Here is a 24,223-nt window from a genome sequence, read left to right as displayed (position 1 = left end):
GCGGTACATGGCCCGCCCCCTCACCCCCGAAGAGCGCCGGGCCATGTACCGCGCGTGGCCCCTGTTCGAAGGCTGGCCCTTGCCACAACTGCCGCCGGAAACGCCCGTCCCTGGAAACGAAGCACCGCCCCCAGGCGACGCGCGCCGCCCCGACGAAGCACCGCGATGACGCCAGGCAATGCCTGTCGCGTGAATGCGTGTGATTCACCGCCAGCACGGCATCCAGCGAATGTCTGGCGTGTCATGTCAATCGCGCGGGAGCCGCACACGCGGCGCGTCAGCGCGATGAACATGGATTGCGCATGTGTCTCGATTGCCTCGGGGCGAAGTGGCCTCGGGGTGGGGCGCGACCCTCACGTGAAGATGATGGCTGTCATGCCTCCACGACAGGCATGCGCTCACTTCCTCGGGCGCTTTGCTTGCATGAATACCCAGAGCGGTATCCTTCGAGCGAGCCCCCCATGCCCTCACACGCCGCTTCTCCTGCCTTGCCGCGCGCCGCGCTCGCGCGCGTCACGTTCTTCCTCGTCGCGCTGACGGGCCTGCTGCTCGCCGGGCCCGCACGCGCGGCCACCAACGCCGAGTCCGCGCAGCGCGCCATCAACTACCTCAGCGCGGACGCGGCGAACTGGTCGGTGCGTTTCGGCTGCACGTCGTGTCACCGCCACGGCGCGGCGATGTTCGGCCTCGCGAACGCGCGCACCACCGGCTACGACCTGGACGCGCTCACGTACAACGGGCGCACCAACCGGGAGAACCTGGAGTTCATCGCCGGGCGGCTCGTCTCCGAACAACGCGCGGACGGCTCGTGGTTCCACGAGGGCATCTTCTATCCCAACGCGAAGACGAGCTACTCCGCCTTCGGGCTCGCGGGCTACGACGCACACCTGGGCACGCGGTACTCGGACGCGTTGGTGCTCGCCGCGGACTGGGCGCTGACGCGGCAGGAGGCCACCGGCCGCTGGCGCGAGGACTTCCCCTTCTACCCGGTGGGCTACGGCCACGTCGGCGTCACCGCGCGGATGATGACGGCCATTGCCCAGGCCCGGCAGCGCGTGGACCCGGCCAAGGCCTCGCAGTACCAGGCCGCGCTGGACCGAGCGGCCGACTACGTGCGCGCGCACATGAATGACTGGACGGACGGCCCGGCCACCGACGGCCAGCGCTACACGCACCAGGTGGCGTGGGCCATGGTGGGACTCAAGGCCGCCGGCCCCGGCGCCAACGCGGTGAACACCCAGGCCCTGGACACCATGGCCACGCGGCTTCTGTCCACGCGCGCGGGCGGAGGCGCACCGGGCTGGGGCTCGCTGGAAGGCGACGTGCCGGACGAGTTCGCCACCGGCATCTCCCTGTACGCGCTGTGCCTCGCGGGCCGGAAGCCCGGCGCGGACGGGCGCATGTCAGAAGCGCTGGAGTGGCTCAAGGCGCGGCAGGCGGTGAACGGGAGCTGGGGCGCGGACACGCGCTATCCGGACATCCCCACCACCTTCGCCTCGCTGGGGCTGGCGTGCTTCGGCGACTACAGCGTGGGCGTCACTGTGAGCGGCGGGTCGCGCCGGCCCTTCGAGCATGATTTGCCACGCATCCAGTCCGTCACCTACCCCGTCACGGTGCGCAACCACGGCTACCGGACGGACAGCTACCGGCTGAGCACCCAGGGCGGGCTCACCGGTTGGACGGCGACGCTGAGCCGCACCACGCTGGAGCTGGCACCGGACACCGAGGCCACCCTCACGCTCACCATCACCGCGCCGGAGGGGCTGGAGCCGTCGCTCACCTCGGACGTCATGGTGGTGGCGGCCTCCCAGGAAGCGGAGGGAGTGAAGGGCTCGGTGCGCGTCACCACCTACACCAACCCGCCGCCGCCCACCGACGGCGTGCCCACCACCACCACGCTGCTTTCGCCCGTGGACGGACAGCTCACGGTGGCGCTGAACAACACCCTGTCCGCGCGCGTGGTGGATGACCGCGGCTGGGAGGCACGAGGCCCCGGCATGGGCGTGGTGACGTTCTCCGTGGCGGGTGTCACGGTGGGCGCGGACAACGACGCGGACGGGGACGGCGTCTACTCCTTCGTGTGGCGTCCGCGCGCCTCCACCTGGAGCGAGGTGGGCGTCCGGGACCTGCGCGCGGTGTATTCAGGCGTGACGCTGGCGCCCGCGCGGGAGAACCGGCTGGGCAGCTCCGCGTCGTTCGCGGTGGAGGTGCACCCGTCCCCCTTCCCCGCGCCGTCGGTGACGCTGTGCGGACTGCCGGGCTTCACGGACGCGCTGACGCTGGAGGTGTGCGGCTTCGTCACTCCGCTGGCGGCGGGCGCGGAAATCGACTCAGCCACCTTCGTCATCCAGGGCGTCAGCCACCCGGTGGCCCCCGACCCCAGCGGCGGCTACGTGGACACGGTGCTGCCGCTGATGGACGGGCCCAACGTCATCCGGCTGGTGGCCACCGACTCGTTCGGCGGCATCGCCAGCGAGGAAGCCGTGGTCATGGTGGACAACACCGCGCCGGAGCTCACCTTCCTCTCACCGGCCAACGGCGCGGCCCTGCGTTCCTACAGCGTGGATGTGCGGATGGTGGTGCGTGACTGGTCGCCGGTGCGCGTGGAGACCAACTGGGTGCAGGTGACGGACGTGCCCGCGGGCGGCGGGGACGTGACGCACCGGGTGGACCTGTGGCCGGGGGAGAACCTCATCCTGGTCCGAGCCACGGATTCGGTAGGCCACGTCACGGAGCAGATGCTGACGGTGTGGGTGGACGCGGAGGCACCGTGGGTGTCCACGGGCCTGCCGGATGGGTGGCTCGTCGGGCCGCAGCCGGGGAACGCGATGCCCTACGACATCGGCGTGTACTCCGCGTCCGCCACCACGGTGACGCTGTCCACGGGGCGGACGTACACGCTGCCCCGGGGTGGCGGCGGCGTGCAGGCGACGCTGGACCTGGTGCCCGGGGACAACGCGTTCACCATCGACGTGACGAGCGAGACGGGCATGCGCGCCACGCTGTCGCGCACGGTGCGCTACGACGACGCCGCGCCGGTGGCCTCACTGCTGCTGCCGGTGCCGGGGCAGACGTACAGCGGCGTGATTCACATCACCGCGCGGGTGACGGACGCGGTGAGCGGCGTGCGGTGGGTGGCCTTCACGCGGGATGGCTCCGGCATCCGGGCCGCCACGCTCCAGCCGGACGGCACCTGGTCGGCGGAGCTGGACACGCGCGAGCTGGTGGACGGCGAGCACACCGTGGAGGTGTGGATGGATGACCCGGCGGGGAACTTCGCCATCCAGACGTTCCCCTTCGTCACGCGGAACCAGCCGTAGGCTACTTCTTCTTGTGCTGCATCGCCGAGGCGATCAGGTTCATCAGCTTCAACTGCACCGCCGTCAGCTTGCGCAGGTTGCGCATCAGCCGCCGCATCTCCGGCGTGTCCTCCTCGCGATTCTTCGCGGCGGCCTTCTCCTTCACCGGCGGCGGGGCGGTGAAGCCCTCGCCCAGGCCCAGCAGTTCGTGAGGAGGCACATTCAGCACCATGCACAGCCGGCGCAGGTTCTGGACGCTGGGCAGCATGTGGCCGCGCTCCAACCGCCCGTATACCTCCGACGCCATGCCAATGCGCTCGGCGACATCCGCCTGCGTCAGCCCCATCCGCACCCGGGCGGCCCTCGACGCGGCCCCCAGCATGCTCGCCAGTTCTGTGTCCATGCGTGTATCAGTCCACGGAAGAAGGGCCGGCCCAGCTAACCCTCAAGGTCGGGTACTTTCACCATACCTTCCGCGTTTTTTCAAAGCGCTCGCGAGTCTCAGCGAGCGGGGGTGCTCTCCGCCGCATCCAGCAGCAGCCGGCGACGCTCCGCGGCGGTGAACAGCGACGCCAGCGGCAGTCCCAGGAAGAAGGCGTGCACCACAATCTGGGGGAACTGCGGCACGTCCAGGAACCACGGATACGAGCCACGCCCGATGAACTGGAAGTTCACCAGCCACACGAAGATGCCGTAGAGCATCCCCACCGCGGCCTGGAACTCCCAGCGGCTGCGCCCGTCTGGCGGCAGGAACGCATCCAGCACGGAGTAGAAGAGCCCCACCACCGCCGAAATCATCAGGTGGACGCCCATGCCCAGCAGCAGGGCCGTGCTGTCGGAGACCGCGGCCGTGAAGGCGGACGGCCCCAGGAGCACCCCGGCGGACATCCGCACCGGATGCATCGGGTTGTCCCCCGACGCCACCGCCAGCACCACCTCCGCCAATGCCAGCACCACGCCCGCGGCCATGCCAAAGAGCAGGCCGTTGGTGGCGGACCAGGGAGTGTACCTCCGCCGAGCCATCCTTCCTCCTTGCCTGGGCCCGCCGCATGCTCGGCCCTGCGTTCAACCTGGGCATGCCCGGCACAGGCGGGCAGCCACGACGCGGCGGAGGTCCGCGACGCCGCCTCCCTGGTCGGCCACCGGGCCGGCCTCGCATTTCCAAGCCGCGCCCCGCTGCCGGGACATTCGCGTCACGCACCCCCGGATGGGACCTGGCCAGGCGGCCCCGAAAGGCCGTCAAACAGTGACTCCCGGGACTTCGAGCCTGTCCTTTCTTCTGCCTCCGCTGTCGCCAGCCTGTAACTCCTGCAGCCCGGGTCACCCCGCACCTGCCCCAGCTTGTTGAAAATCCAAGCGACGGAGGGTGGGCACGCCGTTGGCATACGGAGCATCCCGGAAAGGACGAAGGACCACCGGGATATGCCGCAGCTCCGCCAACGACAGGGCCCTCACCGCGTGCATTACGCACCCCAAGCGTGGCGGGAGGTGGGCCGCATGACGGCGGAGACCTTCCATGCACTCCAGCAGGTGCTGGAGCGCCTGGGCGACCCGGCCCTGCGCGAGCCCCAAGCGGCCAACGGCCTGGTGGCGCGGCATGTCGTGCCGCAGCACGGGCTGGAGCTGGAGTACGCGTGGGACGAACGCTCACGCACGCTCACCCTGCTCGGCCTCGCCCGCGTCCCCAACGAGCCCTGAGCGGATCCGCTCAGGGCCGGGTATAGTGTTTGAGCTTCAACCTTCCTGGAGGATTTCCCGGTTGAGCCCAGGACGAGGCTCCACGCCCGGCGTAGAGACAAGGCGTTGGGGGCGCGCGGGCAACGTGCGCTCCTTCACGAGCCGCTCGGGCGCCGGTGAGGCGGGGGCTTACCTCCGCGCCGGGCGCCTCCCTACCTTGGACGGGTGATGTTCCAAATGGCCGAGGAACGGAGTCACCCGCGAGAGGAAGGCGGGGCCCATCCGCCCTGGAAGTCCCGTGCCTGGACCGAGCTGGAGACGGCGCGCGCGCGCGTGCTGGCGATGCTCGGCGGGCTGCCCGAGGACGAGCTGCGCCGTCAGCATTCCCCGCTCATGTCGCCGCTCATCTGGGACGTGGCGCACGTGGCCAACTACGAGGAGCAGTGGCTGCTCCGGGCGCTGGGGGCGCCGGCCATCACCGACCCGGCGTTCGACGCCATCTATGACGCCTTCCGGCACCCGCGCTCCACGCGCGCCGAGCTGCCGCTGCTGCCACCCGAGGCCGCCTTCGCCTACGCGCGGCGCGTGCGTGAGGCGGTGCGCGAGCACCTGCACCGGCTCCCCGAGGACAGCACCGCGCCGCTGCTGGCGGGCGGCTACGTCTTCGGCATGGTGGCGCAGCACGAACAGCAGCACGCGGAGACGCTGGCCGCCACGCTGCAGCTCATGACGTCGCCGGAGTACCACGTGCCCTCGGCGCGCCCGCGGCCCCGGCCCGGCGCCGTGCCGCAGGCGGAGGTCTTCATCCCCGGCGGCGAGGCGCGGCTGGGCAGCACGTCACCGTGGGCCTACGACAACGAGCGGCCCACGTTCTCCCAGCACGTCGCTCCGTTCCTGATGGACGCGCACCCCGTCACCAACGGCGACTACCTCGTCTTCGTGGAGGCGGGTGGCTACGAGGACCCGCGCTGGTGGCACCCCAAGGGCTGGGAGGTCATCCAGGCAGAAGGGCTCAAGTACCCGGGCTTCTGGCTTCCCCAGGGCAACCACACCTGGCTGCGGCGGCGCTTCGGCCAGGTGGAGCCGCTGCCCAAGGACGAGCCGGTGCAGCACGTGTGCTGGTACGAGGCGGACGCCTACGCACGCTGGGCCGGCAAGCGGCTGCCCACCGAGGCCGAGTGGGAGAAGGCCGCGCGCGGCAGTGACGGCCGCCCCCGCGAGTACCCCTGGGGCGACACGCCGCCCACCCGGGCCCGCGCCAACCTGGACGGAAGCACGTGGGGCCCGGCGCCGGTGGGCAGCTACCCACAAGGCGTCAGCCAGGACGGCGTCTGGGGACTGCTGGGCGACGTGTGGGAATGGACCGCGAGCGACTTCCGCCCGTACGCGGGCTTCAGCGCCTTCCCGTACCCCGAGTACTCCGAGGTGTTCTTCGGCGAGTCCTACAAGGTTCTCCGAGGAGGCGCGTGGGCCAGCGCACCGGTCGCAATGCGCAACGGCTTCCGCAATTGGGACTTCCCCAACCGCCGGCAGATTTTCGCCGGCTTCCGCTGTGCACGGAACGCGAGGTGAGGTGAGGCGATGCGGGTGACGACGGTACCGACGGTGGCGACTCCGGGCGAAGACGCGCAGCACACGCCGGGAGTCCAGGTGGACGTTTACGTGAAACCGGGCGACGCGAAGCGCGCCCTCCGGGAAGAGGCGCTCCAGGGCCTGTGCGGCACGCCCAAGGAGCTGTCTCCCAAGTGGCTCTACGACGAGCGTGGCAGCCAGCTCTTCGACGACATCACCCGGCTGCCGGAGTACTACCCGACGCGGCGCGAGCGGGAAATCCTGCTGGCCCACGCCGGTGACATCGCCCGCTTGAGCGGCGCGGACACGCTCATCGAGCTGGGCAGCGGCACCAGCGAGAAGACGCGCCTGCTCCTGGACGCGCTGGAGGAGGCGGGCCGGCTGGCGCGCTTCGTCCCCTTCGACGTGAGCGAGGCCTTCCTGCGGCGCGCGGCGTCGGGCCTGGCGCGCGAGTACCCGGGCATCACCGTGCACGCGGTGGTGGGCGACTTCGAGCGCCACCTGGGCCAGCTCCCCAACGGCGGCCGGCGGCTGGTGGCCTTTCTGGGCGGCACCATCGGCAACCTGAAGCCGGCGCAGCGCGCGCTCTTCCTGAGGCAGCTCTCCGCCGGGCTGCAGCCGGGAGACGGGCTGCTCCTGGGCACCGACCTCATCAAGGACCGCGAGCGGCTGTACGCCGCCTACAACGACAGCGCGGGCGTGACGGCCGAGTTCAACCGCAACGTGCTCAAGGTGCTCAACCGCGAGCTGGGAGGGAACTTCGACCCGGACGCCTTCGAGCACTTCGCGCCCTTCGACGAGAAGAACGCCTGGATTGAGATGCGCCTGGTGTCCCGGCGCGCGCAGTCGGTGTGGTTGTCCACGCTGCGCAAGCAGGTGGACTTCGCCGAAGGGGAGGTGTTGCGCACGGAGGTGAGCTGCAAGTTCCACCAGCAGCAGGTGGCATCCGAGCTGTCGGCCGCGGGACTCACGCTGGCCGAGTGGTGGACGGACGCCGCGGGCGACTTCGCCCTCTCCCTGGCCTTCAAGCGCTGAGGCGGGGTGCTGCTTTCAGGGGCGCGGGCGGGGACTCACCCCGCCTTCGCGCCCTTCGCGGTGCTTCAGCGACGCGGGTTGCGGCGCGACGAGCCGCCGCGCACGGGAATGGGCACCGGCTGCGCGGACGGCCGCGTCCAGGCGGCCCAGAGCGCCCCCAGCCCGGCGACCACGAGGCCGCCCACGGCGATCAGCTGCTCTCCCACGGGTGCGATGTCCACGGTGGCGAACGGGAGGGGGAGCATTCCGGAGAACGACATGCGGGGACTCCTTGCGAGGGCACTGCGTGGAGGTCCTGGATGGGTCCGAGGCGAGCACCCAACGCAGTCCGGGAGGGTGAGGTTAGAGATTCGTGACGGCCAGGGGAAGTCCCTGAGCGTCAATGTCGGCGTGGCGTGCACGGAAGTGCACCCTGAAATGCATAACGTTGGGACACCCGAGCCGCGCCAGATGTTCACGAGGCGGTAACGGAAGCCTGCTCGCCTGCATCGACTCCGCCAGGAGGAGACACTCCCACCTGTCTCGACGTGTGATTGCCTTGGACGCGCGGTGCTGCTCGCTATGGCAGCGCGCCCTGGACCTGGATTTCGCGGCAGGCCTCAGTGGCGCGCAGCACATCCTCGGCGGACGCGCCCGGCAGGCTGGCACAGAGGAACAAGTCGTTGCCCACGCGCCGCGCGCCGAAGAAGCCAGGGGCTTCCGGGCCCACGCCCCCATCCGCCAGCTTGGGCGCCAGGGTGATGCGCAGCAGCGAGTAGCGCTCCGTCTCTTCTTCCTGGTCCAGCGAGAGCTCGAAGTCCTTCAGCTCCTCGCGGACGCGGTCGACCAGGGTGTCCACAGAGGGCAGCTGCTCGCCGTCCCCGCGCCGCAGGTCCACCCGCAACACGGGCCGGCCGGGCGGGCCCGCCTGGAAGCTCTCATCCGGCGCGACCAGCGCGGACCAGCCATCCGGCAGCGGCACCTTCACACCGGAGCGGATGGAGGACGGACGGCCGTCATCCTCTCCGGTACCGGAAGCAGCATCCTCCTGGCCACAGCCCTTGCAGCCGCCCAGGAGGGTGAGCGCCAGCAGTGAAGCTGGCGCCATGTGCTTCCAGGAACGCACGTCTACTTCTTCTCGCCACCCGGAGGCGGAGGCGGCCGGGCGCCAGCGGTGCCCAGGTTCTCCATCTTCAGCGAGCCCTCGAAGATGACACCGCGGTCCATGGACAGCGACGGCGTCTCGAGGTTGCCCTTCACGCGGCCGGGCGTCTTCAGCTCGATGATCTGCGTCGCCTTCACGTTGCCTTCGACCTGGCCGTTGATGATGACGGTGCCAGCCTGGATTTCGGCCTGAACCTTGGCGCCATCCCCAATGACGAGCACGTCTTTGGTGATGATCTGCCCCTGGAACTTGCCGTCGATACGGACCTGCCCTTCGAAGGTCAGCTTCCCTTCGAACTCGCTCCCCTTGCCCAGGAGCGTGTGGACCTCACCAGAACGCTGCGACACGGATTCCTCCTCCCGCCTGAACAGAGGCTTGCTGGATGATTCGTCTTTTTTCCCGCCAAGGAGCGCCACGTCCTACTCCTTCCTGAGAAGCTTCAAGAGCCGGTCGAGGTCATCGTACGAGAAGAAGTCCACCTCGATGGTGCCCTTTCCGGGGCTTCGTTCGGTGAGCCGGACCTTGGTACCCAGTCGCCGCTGAAGCTCCTCCACCAGTGCCTTCACCTGCGGGCTCTGCTTCGGTGCCGCCTTGCCCGCGTCCTTCTTCCCGCTGGAGCGACTCTGCTGGACCAGCCGCTCCGTGTCACGCACGGAGAGCTTCTTGTCCGCGACTTGCTTGGCCAGGTTCTGCAGCTCCGGCAGCCGGGGCACGCCCAGGAGCGCGCGCGCGTGGCCCATGCTGAGCGAACCATCCGCCACCATGCCCTTGACGTCCGTGGGCAGCGCAAGCAGGCGCAGGGCGTTGGCCACCGTGGAGCGCTCCTTGCCCACGCGCACGCTGACCTGCTCCTGCGTGAGCTTGAACTCGTCCACCAGGCGCTTGTAGCCCTCCGCCTCTTCGATGGGGTTCAGGTCCGCGCGCTGGAGGTTCTCCACCAGGGCCAGCTCGAAGGCCTGGACCTCCGTCACGTCGCGGACGATGGCGGGCACTTCCTTGAGGCCGGCGGCCTGGGAGGCGCGCCAGCGGCGCTCGCCCGCGATGATGCGGTAGCCGTCGCCGTCCTTGCGGACGAGGATGGGCTGGAGCACGCCCTGCGCCTTGATGGATTCGGAGAGCTCCTTGAGCTTCTCCTCGTCAAAGTAGGTGCGCGGCTGGTCCTTGTCGCGGTGGATGGACTCGATGGGGAGCTTGAGGACGCCGGCCTTGGGGGCCTGCTCACCCTTGCCGGCCCCGGTGGCGCCCGCCTGGGGGATGAGGGCGGACAGCCCGCGCCCCAGGGCCCGCTTCTGCATGTCTGCTTTCACCACGTCGTGACTCCAGCCAGGGCGCGGCTCAAGCCACGCGCCTGCGAGGGCTCTTGGGGGTGTCCCGCTTCATCAGCTCGCGGCCCAGCGCGAGGTAGCTCTCACACCCCTTCGACTTGATGTCGTACAGGATGATGGGCTTTCCGAAGGAGGGGCACTCGGACAGGCGCACGTTGCGCGGCACGATGACCTCGAACACCTGCTTCTTGAAGTACCCGCGCACCTCTTCGACGACCTGGTGGGCAATGTTCGCCCGCGAGTCGAACATGGTGAGGAGGATGCCCTCCATCTTCAGGTCCGGGTTGAGGCCCTGCTTCACCAGGTCGATGGTGTGGGTGAGCTGCGAGAGTCCCTCGAGCGCGTAGTACTCACACTGAAGCGGGATGAGGACGGAGTCCGCGGCGGCCAGCGCATTGAGCGTCAGCAGGCCGAGCGACGGCGGACAGTCGATGATGATGTAGTCGTATTCGGCAGCCAGCGGGCGCAGGGCGTCGCGGAGGCGGAACTCGCGGTTGTCCTGGTTGACCAGCTCGACCTCGGCGCCGGTGAGGTCCGGCGTGGCGGGCACCACCTGGAGGTAGCGCAGCTCCGTGGGGTGGAGCAGCTCCTGGATGGGCCGGTCATTGAGCAGCGCTTCGTAGATGGTGCCGGTGATGTTGTCCTGCTTGATGCCCAGGCCACTGCCCGCGTTGCCCTGCGGGTCCATGTCCACCAGCAACGTGCGGCGCTCCGCGGAGGCCAGGCTCGCGGCGAGGTTGATGGCGGTGGTGGTCTTCCCGACGCCGCCCTTCTGGTTGGAGATGCAGATGATACGACCCACGGTGGCCCATCCTCTCTCTCCCCGGCCGTAGGCCAGGGCCCCGCGCGTGATGCAGTGCACGGTTGCGCGCTGATCCACGCTGCTAGCACGCGGTTTGGTATCGGATCAAATTCACGGCGAGCCTTGCTTCCCTGCTCTCTTCTCGGGGGTTTGCGCGGACCTGGAGGCCGGTGGCGGGTGCCCGGAAGAGGCCTGGAGGCTGGCCGGGTGTGCCTCCTTATATAAGGAGGCGGTGCGCCGGGGTGCCAGTCGAACGGGGCCACGGAGGGCCCGTGTCAGCCCCCTATATAATGATGCGGCCGAGCCGCCGGTCCGTAGGGCCCCCACCGGGCCGCACCTGTTCCGCCCCGCCGTGGCCACGGCGCCCCCAGGCTGGAGACGGCGCGTTCCTCGTGGAACCCTGCGGCCGTGCAGCGAGTGAGCAGGCGGGAAGGAAGCCCTCGCGGAATAAAACATGCCAAGTCTGTTTGCGGGGTTCGCGGACCTTTGAGCCAGTTTTCAGGGGGGCGGCGGCGGTGGACTTCGAGCGGAGGCTACGAACGCGCGTCGCGTTCTCGCGAGAGGCCGGGCTTTTGGGTTGGCTGAACGTGGAAGCAGCCGCGCGTTTCGGGCCGCCGCGTGCGTCCGAGGGTCCTGTCCTCACGCGGTGATGCTGTCGCGGGCAGCGGGTGCGTTTCGCACGATGCCCGCGTGAGGCTGCGGTCGGGGTTGCCGGTTGGCGCGCGGAAGGCACGCGCTGATTGCTTCAGCGCATCACACGCTATTGGTGGTGGGCCATCCTCGGGCACGACGCGGTGCCATTGGCAGTGGTCGGTCCGGTAGTGCCGCATCCCGACGGCTTGGCGCTGCCCATCTGCGTGGAGCAGCCGATGTATCGCCTCGCAGACCCGTGCGGAGCCGGTTCCGGCGAGGCCTTGGCACTTCAGCTGCTCTATCTCGCCCGCGCGATGCGGCACCGTTGCTGAGCGTCGCTCCCGGGATGTGCGCGGTAAGCCAGATGAGTGCAGCGAACGCACGCACCCGACTGGAAGCGCCCATGCCGAGTAGTGGAGCCATGCCGCCACCCCATGCGACGCGCGTTGAAGCGGCCCAGGCATTGCCGAGTGCAACCTGCACGCGTCGATGAATCATCGGTTCGGGTGACGATGACACGCCTCCGGATGTTCCGCGTGGAACGGGCGCGCGAGTCCTGCGCATGGCGACGGTGGTTTCACATGAGCCTCGATGTCAGCCGTCCGCATGCGCCTCGCCGCCAGCGGTCCACATGGCCACGCACATCGGTTCCCCCTTGGCCGAGGAATCCCACCGCGAAGCCCTACCCGCTCGGAATCGCGCGCGACGCGTCTGACAAGGTCAGATGGTCGAAGCGGACTCCGGGAGGGGGCCCATCCCCCTCACTTCCGCCAACGACCGCAGCATCGCATCGACGAGGTCAGTCCACTTGTCGGTCCAGCTCAGTGGACTCACCACTCGGGACGGACAGCGGTCGCGCCGAAGCACACCGCGACGAACGGCGATGCGGATGGCGACTCACACCTGCACGAGGTTTCCGTCGCAGGGATGTGCATCAGGGACACGCATCCAATGACGGCAGGCGAGGAACTCCTTCGGACTTCGCCAACCATGGTGAGCTCGTTTCGCGCCCGCCAAGTGTGCCGAAGGCGAGCCGCTCGACATGGGTACGCAACGCCAGATGTCGCATCGATGAGGTTCTGCGTTCGGAGACATCACCGGGAGATCCACGCCCACTGAGCGCCTCACGAATCGCGAGGCAGCATGCCGTCACATCGATGCCTCAACCGAGGTGCCCTGATTTCCCATCAGAAACAGGGACTAGATAGCGCACCCCTGAGCGGGACGGAGTGGTGTGGGCCGCAGATTCTCCGCGGTCACATTGAGTCCGGTTCCGCATTGAGCCAGAGATTCAAGGTGACATGCGACCGCGTCGATGACGTGGCCCGAATTGCTGCTCGTCCACACCGACTGCTCCACCCGGGACTCACACCCCGCTGAGCCGGGGCGCCCGACAAACGTCCGCCGTACCGATGCAGCAGCACGAGGGCAGTCCGTACTCACCACTTGCACCACACGGGACTCGCTCTTCGTTGCCCATGAGCCCCGGAAGAGGTGTCGCCGTACCGGTGTCGCAGTCTGGTCGCGCAGCTCAGATGAGCTGAGCGACGGAGCCGCCGCGGTGGGCGCCCCCTCCGCGACGTGTTGCCCGAGGGCCTCGCGAGCGCCAGGCAGGGCAGGACGAGCGACAGCAGGACGGAGCGGTTCGCGTAGAAGTGCATGCGCGCGGGGGCACCTCGTGAGTGCACGGCGCGCGTGGATGCCATCACCTCCGTGGTGGATTTCATGCTGCCCGGACCGCGCGCCCCCACAGGAGGCCCCTCGCGCCGGGGGAGCCGGAGTCACTCCCGTAGCTCGCTGTTCGGAAATGTCGGGGGTTTTGCGCCGCGAAATCTCCCGACATTTCCGAACAGCGAGCTGCCGAGGTGCGCCCCGGCCCTTGGGGCGCCTCGCCTCATCGCGTGCCTCAAAAGGGCTGAGCGATTGCGTCGCCCCGGTGGGCCAACCCACCGGCTGCATCGCGCGGAGAAATGGCCGCCAGGAGGGGTGGGGGGCTCTCTTGCCAAGCTGCGATGGACCGCTCGCGCAGGTCGAGCGAATGCGTACCGGACATGGCAGGCGGTACCTCCTCTCACTCAACAGTCGCCGACTGCTCGCTTCATCCGCACGCCGCGATGAGTGGCCGCATGTCCCTGCCATCTGAGCCACACGAACCTCGGCATTGATGAGCATGAACTCCGGACCACATGTGGCCGGGCATACGTCGCGGTCTGCGGCGGCTCCAGCCCTCGTAGACTGCATCACGCGACACTCGCGCCTCGGCGCGCAGAGACTCCGGACCGCATGTGGCCGGGCTGACGTCACGGTGCGAGTTGCCGTCGGGCCTCGTCGGCTGCGTCACACAGAACTCGCGCCTTGGTGATCATGAGCTCCGAACGACCTGCGGCCCTACGGACGTCGCAGGCTGAGTTGCCACCATTTCTCGCCTACTGCATCACGAGCCATTCACGTCTCGGTGAGCATGGACTCCGGACGGCGAGCCCCTGAGCCCCTCGGTCTGAGTTGCAGCCGCTCCGCGTCGACTGTTCCCCGCGGAACGCGCGTCTCATGCCCATCGCTTCAAAACGCCACGCGGCCATACCGACGCCGCAGCTCATCCACGTCAGCACGACTTCTCGCCGTCTGCGCCATCGGCTCGAGCCTCGCGCCTCGTTGCGCATGAACTCGGACGACATGCAGGTTCGCCAACGAGACAGTCCGAACCACCACCCATCCTCGCCACTGGCTCCATCCCTTGGACTCGCACTTCATCGCGAGTGCGTTCCCGATAGTGCACAGCCGCGCCGATGCGGCAGTTCAAGCCACTGTCCATCGTCGCCGCGAGCTCCATACGGGACTCGCACCTGGTGACCATCACGTCAGGACAGCGTGCGACGGTGCCAATGCGGCAGTTCGAGCTGTCTCCGGTAGACCCCCAAACTCCACGGGGCCTCGCACCGCCTCCCCTCGAACACCCGGCGACATGCGGTCGTCCCGATACGACAGTCGGCGTTGCCGTCAGTCCTCGCCCCACTTTCCACACCGCCATCGCGTCCTATCCGCGCGGGAACGAGGCTGCATCATCTGGCCGAGCCGAATGCGGCAGTGGCAGCTACCGCCGGTCTGGACCCACCACACCAACTGAGCTCGCAGCTCGTCCGAGCATGTGGTGGCCTGCGCTCGCTCAGACGCGACAGTCCCAGCCATCGCCAGTCCGCACCACCTGCTCCACTTGGGCTCGCAGCTCACCTGAGCACAGCAGAACATCCGCTCGCGCTGATGCGGCCACCCACGCCATCGCCAGTCCTCACCGCTGGCTCCACCTGAAGCTCGCCATCCCTCGCGCGCACCAAGCGACGTGCGCGGGGACGCAGTAACGCAGCGTCAGCACCACTTCGACGTTCAACGCGTTCCACGTGGAACGCCCCGCGTTCAGCACAGATGTCGAAGAGCTCATGGGAACTTCAGCGCGGAGCGCCGGGATGGAGCCCGCCCAACGCACGACCGACACTGCCCAGGAATCTCCATCAGCATGCGCACTGGACTGCCTGCGTGGTTGGCGCCGCACCGCACACGGGCGCTCCACATGGAGCGCGTGCATCAAGGTGGCTCCACTTGCCGCCAGTCAGAGCCCCCATCTGGGGCCTCCATGCATCACGAAGCGCATCAGGCGCTCCACATGGAGCAGGCACTGGATGGTGGATGAGCGCAGGCCCCTTTGCGACACCTCTCCACGCCACCCGGTGGAGCACTCACCACTCCATGAACCATGAGCGCATCACGAGCCTGAACGCGGAGCCGTCAGCGAACTCTCCGGCGCTGCGCGCGTGCCCACCATCAATCCATCCCGCGTTCCACGTGGAACAGGCGCTGAGCAACCCGCGCATGAGCAGCCGCGCCATCCACTTCACTGAGGTGCACGCATCAGCACGCGCATCCTTCCCACCAAGCGTCAGGAACTCACGCCAAGCGGAGCGCATGCGCGAATCGATGCGGTGCGCAGGCGCCCCACCACCATCACCGTCCCCGCGAAGTGCGCATGCCGAGCGGCGGCCTCCAACCACCGCGAAGCAGCACCTCATGCGCCGCTTCTTCGTTCCACGTGGAACACGCGTTCGCGAACTCGCGGGAACGCCACCACGCGGTGATTGATGAAGAGGTCGCAGGCCGAGCCATCTGGAAGATGGAGCAAGGCGAAGGCCGCTGCTCATCGGCGCTGGCCAACACCAGGGATGACGGGTCGCCGCGTTCCACGTGGAACGCACGCCACCGAACCCGCCACATGACCAAGCTCCTCCATGACCCACGAGTTCGCGCCCGAGCCCTGCCCACGTTCCACGTGGAACTGGCGATGCACCGCGCACACGCACGGGTGCACGCCACGCGTTCGCGTTCCACGTGGAACAAGCAGCGTGCATCTCACGCATGCGAGACGGCCAACGCATCCATGAACTGGGAGCCCAAGAAGTGGCGGACCACGTGGCTTCATCCGCTTCGATGAGCCGCGTCCACGTTCCACGTGGAACACGTGATGAGGCGCTACCAAGAACTGAGGCACGCTCAACCGCCGTGTTGGCGTGCCGCTGCGGCCACCCGCGTTCCACGTGGAACGCTTCGAAGCAGCGCACGCGAGCACGCCCATCGCGTCCGCATGTTCCACGTGGAACCGAACACGCACTTGAGCGCGCCAACCGCGCCCAACACTCCAACTGCACATCGCCGCGGCGTTCCACGTGGAACACGCCGTGAGCTGAGCACGCGAAGAAGCAGGCGCTCGCGCATCACCCTCAGGCACGGCATCTCCATGTTCCACGTGGAACGGGTAGCGAGCGCTGCGCGTGTTCACGCCACCTCGGGAACTGCGGCCACTCACTCATGGCCTCCGTGTTCCACGTGGAACGAAGGATGACTCGAGCACATGAGCGAACGGCGCCTGTTCTCCGCGCTGACGTGCTCACAGCCCCGGCCATGTTCCACGTGGAACGAGCAACGGACTCCGCGAAGGGACCTCCAGCGTTCGCGCATCCCTGCGATGTGCCCATGTCGATGAGCTCAGACCGTCTCGCTGTTCCACGTGGAACGGTCAGGCAGAAGAACTGCGCGCATCAGACCGCGCCGCGCACTTCCAGCTCCCGCACTACATGGACGGCAACGGGCATCGTGCATGTGCGAGCCGCACCCGCTCAGCGCAGCCACGCGCCAACACATCCGCATTCTCCGCATGGACGAGCCGAACTCGCTCAGCACGACCGCGCGCTTGTGCCGTGTCTCCATGTTCCACGTGGAACCACGGAAGGCATCGCGCATGTGCAAGCCGCACCCACTTCGCGCAGCCACGCACCAACACCTCTTCCTCCACCACATGGAACCGCGGTGGCCATCGCGCATGAATGAACCGGACTCGTTCAACGCGACCACGTGGTTTCGCCCTCCCCTGTTCCACGTGGAACCACGGCTGGCATCGCGCATGTGCAAGCCGCACCCACTTCGTGCAGCCACGCACCAACACCTCTTCCTCCTCCGCATGGAATCACCGAGGCCATCGCGCATGAACGAACCGAACTCGTTCAGCACGACCACGTGGTTTCGCCATCCCCTGTTCCACGTGAAACCACGAGAGGCATCGCGCATGAGCGAGTCGCACTCGCCCAGCGGGAGCACTCACCAACGCCTCCTTCCTGTTCCACGTGGAACCACGAGAGGCATCGCGCATGAGCGAGCCACACCCGCTCAGCGTGGCCACCTACGCGTCCCTTCTTCCTGTTCCACGTGAAACCACGAGAGGCATCGCGCATGAGCCAGCCACGTTCGTCCAACGCGGCCATGCACTCCCTCCTTCCTTCTTCGCTGGGCACGATGAAGGGACGAGCAACACGCCACATCCGTTCGTTCCCGCATCCCCGTTCCACGTGGAACAGCAAGGGGCCCGCGCATGAGCACGTCGCGTCCGTTCAACGGGACCACGAGTTCGCGCCTTCTCGCTCAACAGGGAACGGCGGTGGCACCGGCTTGAGCAAGCCACTCCGGTCAGTACGACGGCCTGCGCATCCATCGTCCTGTTCCAAGTGGAACGGCTCGGCCAAGGTGGATGAGCGCTCATCGAAGCCGTGTGCTCGCAGTTCCCCGCGCGCCGTGCGGCGCGAGCACCTGGGTGAGCACGCGAACAACTGACGACCGCTTCTGAGGTGAGGCGCTCCACATTCCAATTGGAACGAGCGCCAGGTCGAAGACGAGGTCAGCCGCAGGCTGGGCCCGCGAACAACTGACGCCCGTCACCCACGCTCCGGCCCCCCGGACCACGCGATGTCCCGAGCATGAGCACCCGCGCCGCCAGTTCTCCCTGATGGCGTGTGCAGGAGATGCCCGCGCTCAACGCTGATGGGGCCTGAGCCATACCCACGACCAGACGTGTCCTCCACCACGACGCATGGGCATGCGAAGCGTCCCGTTCCACGTGGAACGGGAACCTGGACCCGTCACGAAAGCGAACGGCATCCGCCCGTCACATGCCGTGCTCGCATCCACATCGGTCCGGTCATCGACTCCGCAGGCATCCAGGTCGGCGCGCCGGTCGGGCGCCGCGCGCATCCACCGCGAGGCCATGCTCGACGCCCACTCCCATCAACGTGCGGTTCGTCCAGAACAGGCACGCGCCCACTCATGTCGATGCGACCGCCTGCACATCGCGACTCACGGAGCGCTTCCATGTCGAAACCGGTGCCACCACGGTCCGCGTGAAGCATGAGCCCGATGAACGCGCGCCGGATGAGAGCCCTCGCGAGAAGTGGCGCAGCCATCACGCATCACCGTTCGCATGTGCCTGAGCCAAAGGTGCCGCTCGCTCGCGGAGCCACGGCGACATGCGTGACGTGGTCGCCATGACGAGCGCTCCCCTCCCCTGCTCCACGTGGAACGAGACCCATCGGTTCAGCCGCTGAAGAACCCCTGTCCCCGGCGGCATTCGCTACGTCCCAGGGGCTGTCCCAGGATGACGAAGTGCAGGCGCGCACCACACCAACACCTGGACCCAAGCAAGGCGCCCGCTTCACGCAGACCATCACGACCTGAACTGGCGCCATACCGCGCATCGCGCGCATGAACCTGCGAGCTCGGTCACCGCACCGGTTCGCGAGCAGCGCGGTCAGGCACCAACATGCAGTCGGACTTGGAGGCCCACAGGAAAGCGAGCCACTGTCCCCACCGGTGACGCGCGGGCACATGACCACCCCGAAGCCTCAAGCAGCACCGCGCACGAAGTGGCCGAACGCGAAGCTCCATCCCGGGTGTCTTCGTCACCTCAAGTCGGCCCTCAGCTGAGCGCAGTCGGGGAGACTTCGCGCGCCTCTACGAGACGGCATCACCGAGTCGGACATGCGATGCATCTCCATCCATTCGACTGCATCGAAGCACCACGGACTCAGACCGCTCCGCACAGGACGGACGCGTCGTCCCGTGCGCACGAAACCGCGGCGAGGATGCACGTCGTCGTCACCCCATCCCGACTTGCATCAAGTCCCCCGAGGCGCCGTGTCACGACATTCGCTCGCGCCCGATGCTCGGACTGCCCCAACTCCGGGCGCACGGATGCAGCGTTCAGGATGACGAGCCCGCCGGCAGCATCAACGACGTGGGCCTCTTCCGTGCGATGAAGACACCGCGTTCGGCGCAGACACGCCAACCAGGCGCTGGCCTAGCTGCCTAGTCAGCGAGGACTTCAACTTGGCCTCTCTTCACGGACATCGCCTTCGACAGACTCCGCGCATCCGACGGCACGAGCGTTGTCCTGCCTGCCCGAGGGAGGTGAGCTGACCGTGTCCACGCAGCGCTCCATCAACAACCCACGCCTCGACATGCACCTCGATGGACAGTGACTCGGCCGTGTTGGCGCATCATCCAACCACCCGTCGTCCTGCATACGGCGACCCACGTGCAGCGCAGGCGACCAATGATGCTCTCCAGATGCTGCGCGCAAGGTCATGCACCGAGCGACCGACCTGCAGCTCAGGTTGCCGGCCTTGCTTCCGAGCCACTGCGCACAAGGACATGCACCAAGCAGGGCCGCGTCCCCTCCCCTGCTAGCGCCTCGGGAGCCAGGGGAATCGGCGGCGGCTCAGCTACCATCGCGAGTTGCTGGGCACATCAGCAGGCACGCTGGTGGAGGTAGAGCTGCAAGCTTCGCAGGTGCAGTCCCCAATGGGTCTCGAAGCCAAAGCGGAAGTGCCAGAGCGCATCTCCTTCGCTCGTGTTTTCCCAGCGGAAGAGGACGCTGTGCATGTCCATCGCGATGTCCGTGAGGTCGTCGATGGCGTCGCCGATGCTGAACTCGGACTCACCCACCTTGTCCGCGATGTGCAACGCCTCGTTGTACAGGCCGAGGGCGGGAAAGAGTGGCGCGATGCACTCTCGCAGGGACCTGTAGTCGGCACGAGGCGCGTCCGGATACTTCGTAGGGTCGAACGGGGCGTCGGCAAAATGGTAGGCCAGCGCGAGCCGGTCCAGGGAAGCACGCAGCACTCCCTCGCGGTCCTCAAAGTGATTCTGCTCGTCGAGAACTCCGACGAAACTCTTCACTGCCTCGAGGATGTCCTTCCGGGTCATGGAGTTGCTCCGCACCGGGAGAGCGCGCGGTGCTCTTGTCGCGAGCGCATACAGAGGTCCTTGTGAGGATGCACGGTGCCCTAGCCGCGAACCCAAGCCGACAGCTACGCCAGAACGTGGGAGGCCGGTGACAGCTCGTTGACGTACACGTCCTCGCGCCGGTGACTGTACGGCGCCTGCTCTGACTGGGGCTGCCCGTGGAGGAATCTGTCGCGATACAGCAACGCTCGCTGCCACCCTGAACGCACGAATGATGCGCTTGCATCGTTGTGAGCAAGCGCCTGCTGCTCCGATCGACATCGACGGTTCAACGCCAACGCGGGGCGCGAGGTGCGCGCAGCCAGTTCGACACGCCCACCCCGCACCCTCGAACAGGACTCACGAACGCGGAGCCACGGGCTCCACGAAGTACGTCTGCTTGTGCCGTGGGTCCGCCTCGTAGACATCAGCGAATGCGCGAGCACCCTGCTCACACTGAAGCCGAGCCACCTCCGCACGATTGCCGTACTCGTCCTGACGGATGACGGCCCAGTCCTTCCGCGCGGCGTCCTCATCGGCTGGCGTGCCGCGAAACTCGACGTAGTACGACTGCTTGTGCGCACGGTCTTCGAGGATGCGCGCGAAGCACGCCACGTGCGCGCGCTCGGGCGACTGCGCGACGTCGTAGCGATTGCCCGTCTCATCCATGCGCGTGACAACCCAGCCTTCACGCGGAAGCGGGAACCCCGCGTCCGCTCGCCATTCCACGACCTCGTCCTTCAACCCCAGGTGGGCCAGGGCGTGGTCGACTTCCAGGGGTTCGATGAAGACGTGGAACCGGTCGGCCTCTCGCATCGAGACGACCACCAACTCGAGCCCACACTCGCTGCGCCAACCCCAGTGCGCCTCCTGGAAGCGGCCGTCATCGCGAGTCACCACGCAATGTGGAGGGCCCCACTGGCGCTCGAAGCTGGAGCGCGAGGCTTTCAACGTGACGGCGTGAGCGTGACGCTCGAACAACCAGGCGCGTGGACGGTCCGTCGGAAGCGGCTGCATGCGTGGCACCTCCGCCGTGAAACCTAACGAGGCCCCTGGCTCGCGCCACCCTTCCCTGCCGCCGGGATGCGCGCTGCTGAAGTCACTCAGCATCGCCGTGCATCCCCGGGAGGAAACACCGCCGTGTCACACCGCCCGGAATCACCCACGGGCCGGCGCGCACGGCGGCACTCCCCTCCCCTACTCCTTGGCGAACACCGCCACCTGGCGCTCGGCGCCAGAGAACGGCAGCCGGTACGCCCGCGCGGAGACGACGCGCAGTTGCCGCTCCGCCGCGCGCGCCGCCAGCTCCGCGTCCGTCTGCGGCTTGCCGAGCATCGCCACCACACGTCCGCCCGGCTCCACATACGCGGGCGCCAGCGCGAGCCAATCCGGCAGGTCCATGAAGGCGCGCGCAATCAGCACCTCGGCGCGCGGAATCCCTTCCGTCTCCGGCTGGCCTTCTGCACGCGCGTGCAAACCGCGCACACCCTGCAACCCCAGGCTCGCCGCCGCGGCCTTGATGAACGCGACCTTCTTGCCCACCGTGTCCACCAGCGTGACGCCCAGCGCGGGCAGCGCGAGCTTCAATGGCAGACCCGGGAAGCCCGCGCCCGCGCCCAGGTCCAGCAACGTCGCCGCGCCCGTCACCTCCGGCAACACCGCGAGCGAATCCAGGAAGTGCTTTTCCAGCACCTCCTCCGGCGCCGTAATCGCCGTGAGGTTCACCTTCGCGTTCCACTTGAGCAGCTCGCTCATCAACCGCTGGAGCCGCGGCCCCAGGTCCGCCGCCACCGTCACTCCCAGCGCCCGGCACCCCGCCGCGAGCTGATCCTCGAACCGCGCGTTATCCACAAGCCCTCCACGTCAAACCTACCTACAACCCACTGGAATCATTCAGGAGACAGCACGCCCTAAAGTTTCCCACACGTTGTCCACAGCCCCTTATTTGATCAATCCTCGGGCTGAGCGCAGACTGCGGGGGCCTCTGTTCCGCGCTTGAGCGCCACCAGCAGCAGCGACACTGCGGCGGGCGTCAGCCCCGGAATCCGGCGAGCCTGTCCCACCGTCCCGGGCCGATGCGCGGTCAGCTTCTCCACCGCCTCCGAACTCAGACCCCGCACCTCATGGAAGCAATAGCCCTCCGGAATCCGCCACCGGTCCGTGGACTCGGCCTCGCGCGCCGCTGCCCTCGCGGCCTGGGCCACGTAGCCCTCGTACTTCACCTCGACCTCCACCTCCTCGGCGACGTCGGGTGACAGCACGGGCCAGTCCTCGCGGCCTTCGCCCAACTGCGCGTACGTCACCTCCGGCCGCCGCAGCCGCGCCGCCAGCCCGGTGCGCTTCAGCCGAGCCACCTCCTCTGTCACCGCGCGGCCTCGCGCCTCGACCCGCTCCAAGGCCTCGCGCGGCAGCAGCCCCACCCGGTGCCCGTGACGGGCCAGTCGCAGGTCCGCGTTGCCCTCGCGCAGCTTCAGCCGATGCTCGGAGCGGCTGGTGAACATGCGGAACGGCTCGTCCACGCCCTTGGTCACCAGGTCATCCACCAGCACCGCGCCGTGGGCCTCGTCGCGGCCCGGCAGGAGCGGCGGCTCGCCCTTCAACTGGAGCGCCGCGTTGATGCCGGCCCACAGGCCCTGGAAGGCGGCCTCCTCGTAGCCCGAGGTGCCGTTGAGCTGCCCCGCGAAGTACAGGCCGGCAATGGCCTTCGTCTCCAGCGTGGCCTTGAGCTGTGTGGGCGGCGCGTAGTCGTACTCCACCGCGTAGCCGAAGCGGACCACCTCCACCTGCTCCAGGCCCCGGATGGTGTGCAGGAAGGTGAGCTGCACGTCCGCCGGCAGGCTCGTGGACAGGCCCGCCGGGTACACCAGCGGCGACGTGGGCCCCTCCGGCTCCAGGAACACCTGGTGCCTCTCGCGCGAGGCGAAGCGCACCACCTTGTCCTCCAGTGACGGGCAGTAGCGCGGCCCCCGGCCGACGATGTCCCCCTGGTACAGCGGCGAGCGGTGCAGGTTGTCGCGCAGCACCGCGTGCGTGCGCGGCGTCGTCTCCGTGAGCGCGCACGTCACCGAGGGCTGACGGGGAAACGGCATCCCGCCCTCCCCTTCCACCTTGGTGCGCCAGGAGAAAGGCCGCACGCGGGTGTCCCCCGGCTGCGGCTCCAGCGCGTCCCAGTCGATGCTCGCGCGCGCCAGCCGCGCCGGCGTGCCCGTCTTGAAGCGGCCCAGGGTGAAGCCCAGCGCGCGCAGCGACTCCGACAGCCCGCGCGCCGCGTCGTCCCCCAGACGGCCGCCGACTTCCTTCTGCTCGCCCACGTGCATCAGCGCCTGGAGGAAGGTCCCCGTGGTGAGCAGCACCGCGGAGGCGGACACCTGCGTGCCGTCCCCCAACACCACGCCCTCCACCCGGCCTCCGCCAGCCACCAGCGCGGCGACTTCGCCCTCGCGCACCGTGAGGTTCGGCTGCGAGAAGAGCACCGCCTGCATGCCGACCGCGTAGGCATCCCGGTCGCAGAGCAGGCGCGAGGCCTGCACCGCCGGCCCCTTGGAGGCATTCAGCGTCTTGAAGTGCGTGCCCACCTGGTCGGCCGCGCGCCCCATCTCCCCGCCGAGCGCGTCCAGCTCACGCACCAGGTGGCCCTTGGCCGTGCCACCCACCGCCGGGTTGCAGCTCAACACCGCCGAGCGCTCGCGCTTCAGCGTCAGGCCCAACGTGGCCAATCCCATCCGCGCGCAGGCGAGCGCCGCCTCACTGCCCGCATGGCCCAGTCCCACCACGATGACGTCGTACCGGAGTCCCATGTCTCACGAAGGTCGCGGGCGACGCGGGCAGGCTGACCTGCCCCGCCGCCGTTTCGCGCCTTCGTATGGCGCCCAACCCGGGCCCTTGGCAAGCAAAGGCCCTTCGAGAGCGGGAGGGCGCCCGATGGAGCGAGCGCCCTGCCCTGCCCTCGTTCGAGAATTTACGGAAGCGCGCGAGGCAGGCAGTGGGAGGGGTTGAGGCGCTGTCTGCCTCGCGCGCACCGGCCACCTGGCGGAAGGTCGGGCCCGGCTTTCGAGCCGGACCGCGCCCCCCGTCCCGGGCGGCAAAAAACCAAATCGTCGCGTGGGGAGAAAGGAATGGCACCGCCCGCCCCCCCGGGTTG

General features: G+C 68.3%; 15 protein-coding genes. 4 read left to right on the top strand and 11 right to left on the bottom strand.

The window, feature by feature from the left end:
* The first annotated feature begins 461 nt into the window (after positions 1–461).
* The gene (locus tag FMQ63_RS32855; protein WP_043612091.1) at positions 462–3,320 is read left to right on the top strand and encodes an Ig-like domain-containing protein; all 2,859 of its coding nucleotides are present in this window, start codon (positions 462–464) and stop codon (positions 3,318–3,320) included.
* A 1-nt stretch (position 3,321) separates the two neighbouring features.
* Here FMQ63_RS32855 and FMQ63_RS32850 read toward each other — a convergent pair whose 3' ends face one another.
* Positions 3,322–3,702: a helix-turn-helix domain-containing protein gene (locus FMQ63_RS32850; RefSeq protein WP_011557374.1), complete on the bottom strand. Its 381-nt coding sequence runs from the start codon at positions 3,700–3,702 to the stop codon at positions 3,322–3,324.
* Positions 3,703–3,800: 98 nt separating this feature from the next.
* Complete coding sequence (locus tag FMQ63_RS32845; protein WP_011557375.1) at positions 3,801–4,322, bottom strand: hypothetical protein; 522 nt, start codon at positions 4,320–4,322, stop codon at positions 3,801–3,803.
* A 474-nt stretch (positions 4,323–4,796) separates the two neighbouring features.
* On the opposite strand from FMQ63_RS32845, the gene FMQ63_RS32840 reads away from it, so the two are divergent.
* The 3 genes from FMQ63_RS32840 to egtD all read left to right on the top strand — a co-directional run bounded on the left by FMQ63_RS32840 (position 4,797) and on the right by egtD (position 7,583).
* Positions 4,797–4,997 carry a hypothetical protein gene (locus FMQ63_RS32840; protein WP_020478623.1) on the top strand — a complete coding sequence of 67 codons (201 nt, stop codon included), beginning with the start codon at positions 4,797–4,799 and terminating at the stop codon, positions 4,995–4,997.
* Positions 4,998–5,204: 207 nt separating this feature from the next.
* Positions 5,205–6,548 (top strand): ergothioneine biosynthesis protein EgtB, encoded by a 1,344-nt coding sequence (gene egtB, locus FMQ63_RS32835; protein ID WP_171452361.1) that lies wholly within the window; start codon positions 5,205–5,207, stop codon positions 6,546–6,548.
* A gap of 9 nt (positions 6,549–6,557) precedes the next feature.
* Positions 6,558–7,583 (top strand): L-histidine N(alpha)-methyltransferase, encoded by a 1,026-nt coding sequence (egtD, locus tag FMQ63_RS32830; RefSeq protein WP_011557379.1) that lies wholly within the window; start codon positions 6,558–6,560, stop codon positions 7,581–7,583.
* A 65-nt stretch (positions 7,584–7,648) separates the two neighbouring features.
* Here the strand turns inward: egtD and FMQ63_RS32825 are convergent, their stop codons facing one another.
* The 9 genes from FMQ63_RS32825 to mnmG form a co-directional block, all read right to left on the bottom strand.
* Complete coding sequence (locus FMQ63_RS32825; RefSeq protein WP_020478624.1) at positions 7,649–7,843, bottom strand: hypothetical protein; 195 nt, start codon at positions 7,841–7,843, stop codon at positions 7,649–7,651.
* A gap of 299 nt (positions 7,844–8,142) precedes the next feature.
* Positions 8,143–8,688, bottom strand: coding sequence for a hypothetical protein (locus tag FMQ63_RS32820; protein WP_011557380.1), 546 nt, complete (start codon positions 8,686–8,688; stop codon positions 8,143–8,145).
* A 2-nt stretch (positions 8,689–8,690) separates the two neighbouring features.
* Positions 8,691–9,143, bottom strand: coding sequence for a bactofilin BacM (bacM, locus tag FMQ63_RS32815; RefSeq protein ID WP_011557381.1), 453 nt, complete (start codon positions 9,141–9,143; stop codon positions 8,691–8,693).
* Positions 9,144–9,146: 3 nt separating this feature from the next.
* Positions 9,147–10,037, bottom strand: a complete 891-nt coding sequence (locus tag FMQ63_RS32810; RefSeq protein WP_011557382.1) for a ParB/RepB/Spo0J family partition protein — start codon at positions 10,035–10,037, stop codon at positions 9,147–9,149.
* 25 nt (positions 10,038–10,062) lie between these two features.
* Positions 10,063–10,854, bottom strand: a complete 792-nt coding sequence (locus FMQ63_RS32805) for a ParA family protein (RefSeq protein ID WP_026113902.1) — start codon at positions 10,852–10,854, stop codon at positions 10,063–10,065.
* An 8,751-nt stretch (positions 10,855–19,605) separates the two neighbouring features.
* Positions 19,606–20,064, bottom strand: a complete 459-nt coding sequence (locus FMQ63_RS32795) for a DUF5063 domain-containing protein (protein ID WP_020478628.1) — start codon at positions 20,062–20,064, stop codon at positions 19,606–19,608.
* A gap of 378 nt (positions 20,065–20,442) precedes the next feature.
* The gene (locus FMQ63_RS32790) at positions 20,443–21,099 is read right to left on the bottom strand and encodes a hypothetical protein (protein WP_225909661.1); all 657 of its coding nucleotides are present in this window, start codon (positions 21,097–21,099) and stop codon (positions 20,443–20,445) included.
* Positions 21,100–21,279: 180 nt separating this feature from the next.
* Positions 21,280–21,933, bottom strand: a complete 654-nt coding sequence (gene rsmG / locus FMQ63_RS32785; protein ID WP_011557395.1) for a 16S rRNA (guanine(527)-N(7))-methyltransferase RsmG — start codon at positions 21,931–21,933, stop codon at positions 21,280–21,282.
* A 98-nt stretch (positions 21,934–22,031) separates the two neighbouring features.
* Positions 22,032–23,879: a tRNA uridine-5-carboxymethylaminomethyl(34) synthesis enzyme MnmG gene (gene mnmG / locus FMQ63_RS32780; protein WP_011557396.1), complete on the bottom strand. Its 1,848-nt coding sequence runs from the start codon at positions 23,877–23,879 to the stop codon at positions 22,032–22,034.
* Between the last annotated feature and the right edge of the window lie 344 nt (positions 23,880–24,223).

It is taken from the genome of Myxococcus sp. CA005, assembly GCF_006518205.1.
Classification (GTDB): domain Bacteria; phylum Myxococcota; class Myxococcia; order Myxococcales; family Myxococcaceae; genus Myxococcus; species Myxococcus xanthus.
This window is presented reverse-complemented; position numbering and strand designations above follow the sequence as displayed.

What these genes read in the sequence shown, in the direction of transcription:
- FMQ63_RS32825 (WP_020478624.1), bottom strand. Translation starts at nt 7,843, where the DNA reads ATGTCGTTCTCCGGAATGCTCCCCCTCCCGTTCGCCACCGTGGACATC.
- mnmG (WP_011557396.1), bottom strand. Translation starts at nt 23,879, where the DNA reads ATGGGACTCCGGTACGACGTCATCGTGGTGGGACTGGGCCATGCGGGC.
- FMQ63_RS32790 (WP_225909661.1), bottom strand. Translation starts at nt 21,099, where the DNA reads ATGCAGCCGCTTCCGACGGACCGTCCACGCGCCTGGTTGTTCGAGCGT.
- FMQ63_RS32795 (WP_020478628.1), bottom strand. Translation starts at nt 20,064, where the DNA reads ATGACCCGGAAGGACATCCTCGAGGCAGTGAAGAGTTTCGTCGGAGTT.
- FMQ63_RS32855 (WP_043612091.1), top strand. Translation starts at nt 462, where the DNA reads ATGCCCTCACACGCCGCTTCTCCTGCCTTGCCGCGCGCCGCGCTCGCG.
- egtD (WP_011557379.1), top strand. Translation starts at nt 6,558, where the DNA reads ATGCGGGTGACGACGGTACCGACGGTGGCGACTCCGGGCGAAGACGCG.
- FMQ63_RS32840 (WP_020478623.1), top strand. Translation starts at nt 4,797, where the DNA reads ATGACGGCGGAGACCTTCCATGCACTCCAGCAGGTGCTGGAGCGCCTG.
- FMQ63_RS32850 (WP_011557374.1), bottom strand. Translation starts at nt 3,702, where the DNA reads ATGGACACAGAACTGGCGAGCATGCTGGGGGCCGCGTCGAGGGCCGCC.
- FMQ63_RS32845 (WP_011557375.1), bottom strand. Translation starts at nt 4,322, where the DNA reads ATGGCTCGGCGGAGGTACACTCCCTGGTCCGCCACCAACGGCCTGCTC.
- egtB (WP_171452361.1), top strand. Translation starts at nt 5,205, where the DNA reads ATGTTCCAAATGGCCGAGGAACGGAGTCACCCGCGAGAGGAAGGCGGG.